Source organism: Propionispira arboris, from assembly GCF_900109225.1.
Classification (GTDB): domain Bacteria; phylum Bacillota; class Negativicutes; order Selenomonadales; family Selenomonadaceae; genus Propionispira; species Propionispira arboris.
Map to the genome: position 1 here is coordinate 56524 of NZ_FNZK01000010.1, position 12856 is coordinate 69379.

The 12856-nt window shown below is 39.7% G+C and carries 11 protein-coding genes; 9 read left to right on the forward strand and 2 right to left on the reverse strand.

All coding sequences use genetic code 11. From position 1 onward, the window contains the following. Positions 1 to 70 precede the first annotated feature (70 nt). The 8 genes from BMY14_RS10805 (at position 71) to BMY14_RS10840 (ending at position 8238) form a co-directional block, all read left to right on the forward strand. Positions 71 to 1555, forward strand: a complete 1485-nt coding sequence (locus BMY14_RS10805; RefSeq protein ID WP_218144896.1) for a hydrogenase large subunit — start codon at positions 71 to 73, stop codon at positions 1553 to 1555. Positions 1556 to 1576: 21 nt separating this feature from the next. Continuing rightward, the gene (locus BMY14_RS10810; protein ID WP_091831644.1) at positions 1577 to 1891 is read left to right on the forward strand and encodes a 4Fe-4S dicluster domain-containing protein; all 315 of its coding nucleotides are present in this window, start codon (positions 1577 to 1579) and stop codon (positions 1889 to 1891) included. Between the two features lie 22 nt (positions 1892 to 1913). After that, positions 1914 to 2378 (forward strand): NADH-quinone oxidoreductase subunit B family protein, encoded by a 465-nt coding sequence (locus tag BMY14_RS10815; protein ID WP_019553947.1) that lies wholly within the window; start codon positions 1914 to 1916, stop codon positions 2376 to 2378. Position 2379: 1 nt separating this feature from the next. Next, on the forward strand, positions 2380 to 2724 hold the full coding sequence (locus tag BMY14_RS10820) for an ArsR/SmtB family transcription factor (RefSeq protein ID WP_019553948.1): 345 nt from the start codon (positions 2380 to 2382) through the stop codon (positions 2722 to 2724). Between the two features lie 160 nt (positions 2725 to 2884). After that, positions 2885 to 3574, forward strand: coding sequence for a DUF2225 domain-containing protein (locus BMY14_RS10825; RefSeq protein ID WP_091831646.1), 690 nt, complete (start codon positions 2885 to 2887; stop codon positions 3572 to 3574). Positions 3575 to 3710: 136 nt separating this feature from the next. Then, a complete protein-coding gene (locus tag BMY14_RS10830) occupies positions 3711 to 4385 on the forward strand; it encodes a hypothetical protein (RefSeq protein ID WP_091831648.1) in 675 nt (224 codons plus the stop codon). A 14-nt stretch (positions 4386 to 4399) separates the two neighbouring features. Next, positions 4400 to 5980, forward strand: a complete 1581-nt coding sequence (locus tag BMY14_RS10835; RefSeq protein WP_091831649.1) for a DUF4127 family protein — start codon at positions 4400 to 4402, stop codon at positions 5978 to 5980. 176 nt (positions 5981 to 6156) lie between these two features. Next, positions 6157 to 8238 (forward strand): methyl-accepting chemotaxis protein, encoded by a 2082-nt coding sequence (locus BMY14_RS10840; RefSeq protein WP_091831651.1) that lies wholly within the window; start codon positions 6157 to 6159, stop codon positions 8236 to 8238. Between the two features lie 295 nt (positions 8239 to 8533). On the opposite strand, the gene BMY14_RS10845 is transcribed toward BMY14_RS10840, so the two are convergent. Continuing rightward, complete coding sequence (locus BMY14_RS10845) at positions 8534 to 10939, reverse strand: glycyl radical protein (protein WP_091831653.1); 2406 nt, start codon at positions 10937 to 10939, stop codon at positions 8534 to 8536. A gap of 27 nt (positions 10940 to 10966) precedes the next feature. Beyond that, positions 10967 to 11722 (reverse strand): DeoR/GlpR family DNA-binding transcription regulator, encoded by a 756-nt coding sequence (locus BMY14_RS10850; protein WP_091831655.1) that lies wholly within the window; start codon positions 11720 to 11722, stop codon positions 10967 to 10969. 226 nt (positions 11723 to 11948) lie between these two features. Between BMY14_RS10850 and BMY14_RS10855 the strand changes: the two genes are divergently transcribed. Further along, positions 11949 to 12851 (forward strand): glycyl-radical enzyme activating protein, encoded by a 903-nt coding sequence (locus BMY14_RS10855; RefSeq protein WP_091831657.1) that lies wholly within the window; start codon positions 11949 to 11951, stop codon positions 12849 to 12851. Positions 12852 to 12856: the final 5 nt, after the last annotated feature.

Consider the following 12856-nt stretch of genomic DNA (forward strand, 5'->3'; position numbering starts at 1 on the left):
AAGAAATAGAACAACATATTCAGCCGTTATTGCTTGCTAAAATAGAAAAAAACAGGAAGTCCTGTTTGAGGTGCATAAAGAACATTTGCTGCCAGCTTGTCAATACATTCATGGTGAACGCAAGGCGCGCCTTTTCACAATGGTTGGTAATGATGAACGGCAAATTAATGGAAGCTTTAGCTTGTATTATGTATTTGCGATTGATGAAATACATTTTTTTGTTACCATTAAAATTGCCCTGTCACAGGTCGATCCGACATTTCCTTCGCTGGCCGCGTATATACCGGCACTGGATTGGTATGAACGAGAAGTCAATGACTTATTGGGGCTTCGGGCGATTGGTCATCCCAACCGTGTACCGTTGATTTTACATGGAGACTCTCTGGGGATACATCCGCTTTGTAAAGACTATGTTGAGACGGGTTTATTGCCACAGACATCGGATATGACGGATACGGTAGAGTATATGGGAGAAGACGTGACGCAGATTCCCGTCGGTCCGATTCATGCCGGTATTATAGAACCTGGACATTTTCGTTTTGGTGCGGTTGGTGATACGATTTTACATCTGGATGCTAAACTTTTTTATACACATCGTGGGATTGAAAAAACACTGGAAGGCAAGACCGTGCAAGAAGCCAGATTTTTAATTGAACGTATTTGCTGTGTTTGCAATGTTTCTCATTCAGCTTCTTTTGCGCAAGCGGTGGAATCGGCAGCTGGAATTGAAATTTCGCAGCGAGCTAAATTTTTGCGGTGCCTATATTTAGAATTAGAGCGGCTTTACAATCATGTGGGAGATGTTGGAAATATTTGTTCGGGCTATGGTTTTGCGGTTGGAAGCAGCCAGGGCGCAAGGCTTAAAGAACAGCTTTTGCAACTGAATGAACGGCTTACAGGGCATCGCTATTTGCGCGGAACCATCGTGCCGGGTGGGGTGAACTGTGATCTGGATGAAGCGGAACTTGTCTTACTGATGGAATCTATTAATGAAATTGATGTTGATTTTCAGGAATTTGTTGATATTTTATTGGGTCATGAAATTGCTATGGATCGTATGGAGACAACGGGGAAACTGTCGCTTCAGCAGGTTGATGATTTTGAGGCAGTTGGTATAGCCGCCAGAGCATCGGGGCGTGATGTTGACTGCCGACGTGATTTTCCTTATGCTGCCTATGAACAACTTGATTTTGCGGTTGTTTTGCAAACAGAAGGCGATGTTTTAGCACGGATAAAGGTACGCATCGTTGAAGCTTTTAATTCGATGCTTTTGATCCGGCAAATTTTAAGCCGCTTGCCGAAGGGGGCTAGCCAAACTGACATTCCTTTGATTGAACCTTATACAAGTTCTTTGGGGTGGTCGGAATCAGCACGTGGTGAAAATACACATTGGATCATGTTTGATAAAAACAATACGATTTACCGTTATCGTATACGATCCGCGGCCTATAGCAATTGGCCCGTTGTACCGCTCGCAGTAGAAGGAAACATTATTCCGGATTTTCCGCTCATAAATAAGAGCTTTGAATTATGTTATGCGTGTTGTGATCGGTAATGCTTGGAAGGAGAATTAAGTATGTTTGATATGATTCGCAAGATATGGAAGGTTGGTACGGTGACTCGAAGGCAGCCATTTTCTGAGGCACCATTAAAATATAAAGGTAAAATTAAAATAAAATTTGTGCCGAAGACCAATTGGGCCGAATGTGCGGCGGCTTGTCCAAGCAGAGCCCTTATAATAGAAGCTGGACAGGTACGGTTATTCTATGGCAATTGTATTATGTGTGGAAATTGTGTAAAAATATGTAATACAGATGCAATCAGGCAAACGAATGATTGCTATTTAGCAGTTATGGATAAAAACAAACTTTGGGTGGCTGTGACGATATAATGGCAAAAAAGGAGAAATTCTGATGAATGAAGAACTAGGAAAAGACATGAAAGCACGAATTACGAAAGTCTTAGGCGGATCTTTACATATTCGTCATGTAGATACGGGGTCTTGTAATGGCTGTGATTTTGAAATGGGAGCTTTGTCTAATCCCATTTATGATATTTCTCGTTTTGGTGTGAGTTTTTCAGCATCGCCCCGTCAGGCGGATATGCTAATGGTAACGGGCGGTGTGACGCGAGCCCTGCAAAAAGCACTGCTGAGAACATATGCTGCGGTGCCCAATCCTAAAATTGTTTTGGCAGTGGGAGCTTGTGCGATCGGTGGCGGGGTTTTTGGCGAAACGTATGCCAATGCGGGCGGCATTGATCAATTTGTGCCGGTTTATGTCTATATACCAGGCTGTCCGCCAAGACCGGAAGCCTTGATGCAGGGAATCTTGAGCGCAATTGATAAATATGAAGAAGTTTTAAAGCGGGGGAACTAATATGGATTTAACAGTGCAACAATTTAAAGCAGATTTTTTCAAAGCCCTGGCGCATCCACTGCGTATTCGAATTTTAGAAGTGTTGAGCCAGGGAGATAAAAATGTCAATGAACTGCAAAGTATTATCGGTAGTGAAGGGTCGGCCGTATCACAGCAGCTATCTGTTTTACGCAGTCGAAATATCGTTAAGGGGACAAAAGACGGTAATAAGGTAACCTATTCACTTTGCGATCCAGCTATTCCGGAACTTTTGAATGTAGCAAAACAAATTTTTAATCATCATTTGATCGATACGATTTCCATGCTGGACAAAGTGAATGATGATAATATGAAGGCTATGTCCTGATAAAAATTTAGAAAGCAGCTGGTGGTGTTCTGGTTTTTAGAAATTTTCCGCCTCGCAGACAGGACAAATTGCTCGTTTACAACTCTTATGGTTTATTTGAAAGTGACTTTGTGTTAAGCTAAGAATAGAGTAATAATGGTTTTATTATAGGAGGGACATCATGGCAGTTGGTAATATTTATACAGCAAAGAAAATTTGCCCGGTATGCGGCGAAGAAATTTCAGTAACGAAAGTGAGATCAAGACTCATCTCGGTAAAGACAGATGATGATTTTTGTGTACATTATAAAGATTTTAATCCTTATTATTATGCGATTTGGGTTTGTGAAAAATGCGGCTATGCAGCAGATGAAAATCATTTTACGGGACATATGCATCCCAAACATCAAGAACTAATTCGAAATTTTTTAAATGAACGAAAGATAGGTTTGGAACATCATGAAGTGAGAACGCTTGCTGAAACGGTTACATCCTACAAACTAGCGATTTTTTTCGCAGAACTTATTAGTGCATCTGCAGGTCATATTGCAGGGCTGTATTTAAAGCTGGCTTGGATCTATCGGGATGCCAAAGACAAAGAAAAAGAAGATGAAGCTTTGGCAAAAGCAGTTGAATATTATGATAAGTCTTTGGCGACAGAACGTTATCCAATGGGAACGATGACCGATAATGCGGTTATTTATCTTATCGGGGCTATCCATAAACGTATGGGCAATTATGAATCAGCTACACAATATTTAAGTCGTGTCATTGGTGATCAGCGGGCTCGCTCGGAAACAACGATTTTTAATAAAGCCCGTGATCTTTGGCAGGATATCCGTTCCGATAAAGAAACACCAGAGCACTCCTGATATTTTGTTTTATAATGACTGACAGGCGATTTTTTTATGACATAACAGATGAATTGCTGTATAATAAAAATGCTATTGCAGGCACTTTTGCCGGTGTATGCAATAGCATAAATTTTATGATGAAGCAGGGATTGTTATGGATATGCCTACAGTTATTTCAGCTCAGGCACTGAACTCAATTGATTTTAATGACATAAGCAGTACAATAGAAAACTATAGTCCGGTTATTGATGTGGTAAAAAAGACCTGGACAAAAGAATCTTTGCTGGATATTTTAGCCGGGAAAATTTCGATACCGGATGATGTGATCAATGCATCCATTGCCGATCAAATCGATGAGACCTCTAAAGTGAAGTCTCTTATTGTTACTTCTCAAGCGAATGGAAAACTGAAAATCAACGCCGATACCAAAGCAATGGGACGTTTGGAGCTTGCGGGAACAATTGATGAATTTGTTCACAGGGGGGATACGTCCTATGTGAAATTTACAGTTAAAGAAAGAGAACTTCCGGATCATAAAGTCATGTCTTGGATTTTTTCCCGGATTTCGTTGTCGATGGCGCAAAAAATAGTGGGGAAGATTGACCTTGCTGATGATTTGAAAACGGATATCAACCATAATACAATTACCGTGGATTATCAAGACATGTTATTGAAATCAGATTTTGGACAAGTTTCATTTCAAGGCTATAATCTTCTGGATGCACTTGTGATTGAGAAGGCCGAACCCAAAGATGGCTATATTGAATTTACAACAGGACTAAATCTTCCTGAGCCTGTCAAAACGATGTTATTGAATATACTTTTATAGAGGGGGTTGTATTTTTGAAAAAAATAGTTTGCTTGCTGCTTATGTGTTTTTGTATTGTGGCGCTAACACTGCCAGTTTTGGCATCACCGCTTAAACCAAAAATTTTATTTGTACCTCATGATGATCGACCTGTTTCGTTTGCACAGACAGCCGATACCGTGCGTAATTTAGACTATGACCTGGTATTGCCACCGCAAAATCTCTTGGGGAATCGTACGGATCTTGGACATCCTGATGAACTGTGGCAATGGGTATTCGCTCAGGCAAAGAATGCAGATGCACTGGTTTTATCTTCGGATTCTCTACTCTACGGAAGTCTGGTAGGGTCTAGAAAGCATGCCTATACACAAGCAGATATCATCAAACGTGTTGAACAGTTTGCGCAGCTTAAAGCGCAAAATCCCCGTTTAAAAATTTATGTTTTTGGTTCGATTATGCGTACTCCCCGTGATGGTGCAGCTTCAGGGACGGAAGAACCAAGCTATTATGCTAAATATGGTGCTTCGATATTTCGTTTAACAGAACTGCAAGATAAAAGCGAAACGGAAGGGTTATCAGGCAGTGAAAAAAAAGAACAGGCTAAATTAGAAACGGTGATTCCAACAAAGGCAATCGGCGATTGGATGAAACGCCGCCAGACTAATTTTGCTGCGAGCAGTCGTCTGATTGAATTATCCCGGGCGGGAACTTTTAATTATCTTGCTTTAGGACGCGATGATAATGCACCATATTCGCAGACGCACAAAGAAAGCAGGCTGCTGTCAAAACAGGGTGAGGATTTAGGCGTTACGAAATTTCAAGCTTTAGCGGGAATTGATGAAATTGGTATGGTCTTGATGACGCGGGCCGTAAACGATTTAAGTTCTAATATTCCCTTTGTAACAGTTCGTTATGCCGATGGCATAGGTGCGGCTACGGTACCGTCTTATTCCGATGAAGCAATTAGTCAATCGATTCGTTCTCATCTTCTGGCTGCCGGGGCAATTCAGATTCCAGGACTCAAACGAGCGGATCTGGTACTTTTGGTGAATACGAATAAAGATGGGAAAACCTTAGAGGCAAATTGGCCGCAAAATACGATAGTGCCAAGAGATAATACGCTTTCATTTGCCAAAATGGTGGATTTATATGTGTCACAAGGTTATCATGTTGGTGTCGGGGATATTGCTTTTTCCAATGGGGCTGACAATGCATTGATGGCTGAGTTGGCAAAACGTAATCTTTTGCCGAAACTCACAGCTTATTCGGGATGGAATACGGCGACAAATAGTACAGGCTTTGTGTTAGGACAGGGGATTATGGCTCCAAAAATGACGCTGCAGGCAAAAAACAATTTATTGGCAGTTCGGTATTTGGATGATTGGGCTTATCAAGCTAATATTCGGCAGAGTGTTGCTGGAGAGCTATCAAAAATACCCGGAACTGGCAGTTATGGACAGTTGGATCAAAAAAAAGCAGATGCCGTAAAAGCTACAGTCGAAAAAATGAATATATTTGTCAAGCAGAACTTGTCAGATATGGAGATTGATAAAATTTCGATTGATTTTCCCTGGAATAGAATGTTTGAAACTGCGGTTACGATACAATCTCGATAAATATAAAACCTGCTAATTTTTTTAGCAGGTTTTTTTATTGAAAGCACGAATACTAAATGAGTAGTGTTTCCCTCGAAATAAAGCAAAATCTGAAGGAAGTTCACGTGCAGTACCGGAGTTTGGCAGTTTGCATAGCTTAAGATTGTATAAATTGAAAATGGAAGAGGGCGGAAATTTTGTTTGACTTTTTTAAGAAAAAAACAGATCGGCCGTTTCAAAATGAAGATTTATCGAACAGACAGCAGACCGTAACAGAACAGATGGATTCCGTAAGTCAAAAAGATCATGCCGCGGAATTGCACTGCAAGGTAAACTATTTTTCAGAACAGGATATAAATGCACAGAGTTTAACGGAATTTTTGGCTGTGGCGGGCGGTCCGGCACTCGTTTTAGGGTATGTTTCCCCGGATGCTTCAATGAAGGAAATTTCCAGTAAACTTAAGAGTTTGCTGCCACAAACAGCGAAGCTGTTATTGGTTTCAACGGCGGGAGAACTTTGCAATGTAAATGCACAAGCCTCTTTATACCAAAGTGATGATGCTGGCCGCAAAAAAGTTTTATTACAAGTTTTTTCGCAAAAAATGATTCGGAATTGTCAGATCATATCGATTCCATTGCCAAATGAGGATATTTTGGCAGGGAAAGATACATTTTCAATGAAAAAACGGATTGATATGATTAAAGCGGAGCTGGCGCAGCAACCCATTAAATTCAAAATATCTTCGCCCGATACGATAGCGATTACCTATATTGATGGTGTTTCAAATTGTGAAACATTTTTTATGGAGGCAATTTATGCAAGTCATAAGTATCCTTGTACTTTTATTGGTGGTTCGGCTGGCGGAAAATTTGATTTTGTAAGCACCGATATTTTTGATGGCACAAAAGTACTGCATCATCATGCAGTTATGTGTTTTGTCCAGTTGAATAAAGATTTTCGCTTTGGCATATTGAAAACGCAGGGATTTAGTAAAACGGATACAAAATATATTGTCAGCAGTTCTAATTCAGCTTTGCGTTATGTAAGTGAAGTCCTCGATGAAAATGGTAATAGCGTTAGCTTGATTGATATACTGAAACGTAAATTTAGCTGCCAGAGTATCGAACAGTTGGAGAATGTTTTAAATGGCTATAGTTTTGCGATTGAGATCAACGATGAGATCTTTATTCGCAGTATAGCCAAGATCGCAACGGCTGAAAATCGAATTTATTTCTTTTGCGATTTAGCACCAGGTGAATATCTGCATTTGGTTAAGCGTGAAGGTTTTGTAAAGAATATGCGGGATGATTGGCAGAAATTCTGCTTGAATAAACCCAAACCTTTTGGCGGGATTTTGAATGATTGCGTAATTCGCCGTTTAATGAATCCACAAGAATTGAAAGATGTTCCTAAATTTGAAGGGATTCCCGTCGCTGGTTTTTCGAGTTTTGGTGAACTTCTAGGTATTCACATGAATGAAACATTGACGGCATTATTCTTTTACTACGTTCCAAACGATGAAAATTTTTATGATGAGTACTATAATAATTTACCAATCCAGTATGGTCTGTTTCAAAGCTTTTTTATGCAGAGACGTTTAGCCCGGTTGCAAGTCTTGAGTGAACTAAATGGTAAGGCACTGGATTTGTTTGATCATTATCGCAGTGCGATTCCTGAAATTATTGCATCGGTAAGTAATATCCATGAACGGACCGCGAGTATTGATGAATCAGCTAAAGCATTAACAGAAGTTATGGGGACAAATAAAGATAATATTAAGCAGCTCATGGATCATAATACAAAGATTATTCCTAAAATAGAACAGTTGACAGAAAATACGAAGGAAATCCAAAACGTTATGGCAATGATTTTGGAGATTGCCTCACAAACAAATTTACTTTCACTAAATGCAGCGATCGAAGCGGCACGCGCTGGCGAAGCTGGTCGTGGTTTTGCCGTGGTTGCAGAAGAAGTACGCAAACTTTCACAAAATACGGAAACAAGCCTGGATACAAGTAATAAGGCAATCAATAAACTGTTGGTGAGTGTAAATGAAATCAATGACATTCTCCAGCGGAATAAGGCTTTTGAAGGTAATATTGAAGGGCATATGAATATGTTCCAGCAGCGGCTGGAGACAGTTACACACGATATTTTTAATTCGATCGATTCAATTTCTACTTCAATGCAGGGTGTACAACGTTTAGAATTGCTCAATGAATCCACGCAGCGCGAACTGGAAATCATTCAGCAGATTACCCAGCATATGGAATTTTGAAAAATAAAAATTTTCAAAAAAAGAAGCGGCTCCGGTTGGTAGGAGAGCCGCTTTTTTCATGCTCAGGGGGAGCATGAAATTGGAGAGGGACAGGAGAATAGCCCCTCTGCCCGCATTTTTTAGAAGATTATATATAGTATTTGATAAAAACATGCTTTCTTTATCAAATATTATAATTCAGTTCAAGTAAAAGAATATGTTATTACATCATGTCTAATATAATAACATATTGTATTAGTATAACTCAAGTAATTTGTGTAAACTTTACAAACAAAATTTTAAAATACTAAAAGCTTTATAAATTTTGTTCCGTTCGGTCAATAATATCATCTTGTGTTTGTTTCGAAAGAATATTGAAAAAAGCACTATATCCGGCAACTCGAACAATGAGGTCGCGGTGTTTGTCTGGATTTTTTTGTGCTTCGACCAGTGTGGCACGTGAGACGACATTGTATTGAACATGAAACCCCTGAAGTCGATTGAAAAAAGTACGCAGCAGTGCAATCAATTTGACTTGATTTTCTTCTTTATCCAGAATCTGTGGAGTGGTCTTTTGATTTAATAAGACACCACCGGTAATTTTTGTTGTAGGTAGCTTCGAAACGCTTTTAAATACAGCGGTAGGACCGTTTTTATCCATGCCATGCGATGGTGAACAACCTTCGGCTAATGGGTCTGAGGCATTGCGCCCATCTGGTGTTGCCATGGTACAAGTGCCTTGTGGGACGTTGGCAGAAATTGAAGATGTACCGGCATAGTATGTGCCGCCTATAGGACCACGTCCATAGCGTGTATTATGATAGTGAGATAATTCATCAATATATATATCATAAGCTTGGCGAATGAGTAAATCGACATAGTCCTCATCATTACCATATTTTGGCGGATCGTTGATTAAATGTTGCTGGATTTTTTTGCTTGTTGTTCCGGCAAAATCATGCACTAAGGCATCCCAAAGTTCAGAGGGCGTAAATAATTTGTCTTCAAACACACATTTTTTTATGGCAGCTAAGGAGTCCCCAAGATTGGCGATTCCAACTTGCAGATCACTGATGAAATCATAAATAGCACCACCTTCTTTGATGGTTAGACCGCGTTCAATGCAGTCATCAGTAAGGGCGGAACAAAGAATATCAGCGGTATCTTCCTCAAGAACCATATCGCAGCAGGTGTCGATGATAACACAGTGACGGGTGAACTGTCGGATTATTTTATCCCAGGCAGCCATGACTTCATCAAAGGATACCATATGGGAAAAGTGTCCGTTTCCTTCACAAAGTTTGCAGCCGGAGTCGGTATCGACGCCATTATTTAGAGCAATCATAAGTGATTTCGGAAAGTTCAAAAAGCTCATACCAGTACAGCGATAACCCCATTTTCCCGGAACGGCCACTTCCACGCAGCCGATGGCACTGTAATTATAAGCATCTTTTTCAAGGACACCTTTTTCGATAAAAGACGGGATGATGATTTCGTCATTGTTAAAAGCTGGCATGCCAGTGCCGAGACGAACCACTTCGATACATTCTTTCATAAAAGCATCATCCAGTCCTTTGTGATAGCGAACGGTCAGATTGGGCTGTGGCAGCTTTGTTTGCGCAACACTGCGTAAAATAAGATAAGACAGGGGATTGACAGCATCTTTTTTTTCAGTTGTTTGCCCGCCTATTGTGACATTTTGATATAGTGGACTACCGGCACTGAATTTTGTATGGGACCAACTGCGAATTTTATTTATAGTGAAGGTTTTTAGCCAAAGATTGGTGAGCAGTTCGCAAGCGCTTTTGTCGGTAATGCTGCCCAATTCAAGATCTTTTTTATAATATGGGTAAAGAAATTGATCCAGCCGTCCATAAGAAAGTGAGTGTCCGTTGGATTCGATTTGGAGAACAAGATGAACCAGCCATATGGACTGAACTGCCTCATGAAATGTCTCAGCCGGAGCATAAGGGACTTTTTTCAAAATACGGCTCATTTGGGTCAGTTCTGCTTGCCGCTGCGGATTTTTTTCTGCTTTTGCCAGTGTTTGAGCTAAAATGGCATAACGTTCGGCGAAGGCTTGGACAGCTTCAATTGTGATAAGAATTGCACGATAAAAATAAGATTTTTTAAGATTCTGATAATTTGTGAGGTCGAGCGCGGCTAATTTTTCTGCAGATCGTTGTTTTACATCACGGAGACCTCGCTGCAATAATCGTTCATAATTTACGGCGATATGAGCATCACCAGAGGTGATGTTGCCTTCGGCTTTAATAATACCAAGATCATAAAAAAGTTTGCTATCTGCTGGCATGGCGGCAAGTCCACGATCTTTTAATGTATTGTTATGCCAAAATGGAGCAATTTTTCGTAATTTATTTTTTGTTTCTTCCGTGATAAAAAATACGTCTCCATCGCGCTTTTCAAAGTCATCGAGTTCATCAATGACCCAGTCCATTGCATATTCGGGAAAAATTGGTGCAGAACGATTCGAACTAGCCTGGTTGCCAGCGATTATAGATTCTGGTTCAATAAATATTGTCATATGTTCGAGAATGTTTTTTAACATGTAAGCACGGCGCAAGGTTAGCGGGTCCTGGAAATGGTCTTGATAAGACTGTGTGGTTAGCAAAGCTCTTTCGGCACAAACTTTTGGTTTGGCGGCAATGAGTTTTTCGCGAAAAACTTGCATCCTGTTTGTCAGTTGACCAAAATGATTCATAATCAAATACCTCCATAATAAAAATTTTTATTCGCAAGGAACCGTATAGATTTTTGTATTTAACTTTTGTAAAAATTGTTTTTTTTCTTCAGGAATATGATCATCTGTAAAAATAGCAGCGATTTCTTCGGCTTTAAATTGTGTAACAACACCTTGTTGCGAAAATTTTATGGATTCCGTTAAAATGATGATTTTATTGGCACTTTCTGCCATTGCACGAATCGCTTCGGTTCGTAGAAGATTATTGCCAGTAAAACCATGTTTTTCCGTAAATCCATCAGTGCCGATAAAAACTTTATCAACAAAAAAATCTTGAACACATTTTTTGAGCATCGGCCCAACCATAACCTGTGATTCATTTTGATAATCACCACCAAGCAAGACAATTCGGGCTGCTGGTGATTTGCGGATGAAAGCAGCGATGAAGGCTGAGTTCGTAATGATGGTAATGTCACGGCGCTTGGTGGCGAGTTCTTCCGCAAGCAGTGCACAACAAGAGCCTGATTCAATCATAACGGTTTCACCATTTTTGACATTAGCGGCAGCTTTTTGAGCGATGCGTTTTTTTGTGTCATAATTAAAAGACAAGTGATGTGCAATGTCGTCACTGGCAATCATTACGGCAAAGCCGTGTTCTCGTCGCAATAAGCCTTTTTTTTCTAAGATATCTAAATCTTTGCGGATTGTCACTTCTGAAACTTGAAGCTTTTGTGATAGTAGCGCTACACTGATGCGATTTTCACTATTTACAAAATCCAATAATTGGGTGTGCCGAGTATGCATGGTTTTTCATTCCTTTATTAAAATTTGAGTTTTAGCCTGAATTAGTTGAAATGTATACTTTCAAGTGAAAGTAAAAATATTTCATTTGATTTTAATTATACTACATAAAGGCTATAAGTCAATTGTTTGTATGTTTCATTTGAAACTAATATTGATTGTATTTGTTTAACAATATGATATTATTAAAATATGGATATGCTGCGTAAATTATGTTAGGAGGACTTTTATGGAAAACAGTACAGGCTGTATTTTTAATATACAAAAATTTAGTTTACAAGATGGGCCCGGAATTCGTACGGTTGTATTTTTCAAAGGCTGCCCGTTACGTTGCGGGTGGTGTTCTAACCCTGAATCACAATATAGCAGGCAGGAAATTACATTTGATGCTGTAAAATGTGTTAGCTGTTTAGCCTGTGTCGTTGAATGTCCGGCTGGAGCGATTACTGTTCAGAATAATAAACCAGCTTTTCATCAGGATGCTTGCCAGACTTGCCTGGGCTGTGTTGAAATTTGTCCAGCTGGTGCCTTGGAGATGCAGGGGGAAAACATGTGTTTGCAAAAGGTTAAGCGCGAGGTTATGAAGGATTTGCCTTTTTATAAAGAATCGGGTGGTGGGGTAACGCTTTCTGGCGGTGAGGTTTTGCAACAGGCACAATTTGCTACAGCGCTATTAAAAGAATTAAAGCAAGAGGGGATTCATACAGCTTGTGAGACAAGTGGTTATGCTGATAAACGTGTTTTTAGTGAATTTATTGAATCTATCGATTTACTTTTGTTTGATCTCAAACACTATGATCGTGTGAAGCATTTGCAGGCAACAAATGTTTATCCAGATGAAATTTGGTCTAATTTGCAGGTTGCGATTGCTGCGGAAAAACAAATTTTGCTGCGAATACCAGTAATTCCTGGTGTTAATGATGCGCTTGCCGATGCACAGGGATTTTGTGATTTGATTAAAACCTTTGGTTTGAAAAAAGTGCAATTGCTGCCGTTTCATCAATTTGGACAAAATAAATATTCTTTATTGCAGCGAATGTATATGTTTGAACATAAGCATGGGCTGTACGAAGACGATCTTTTGCCATATTGTGATGTATTTTTAAAAAATGGACTTTCTTGTACGTTTTAAACAAA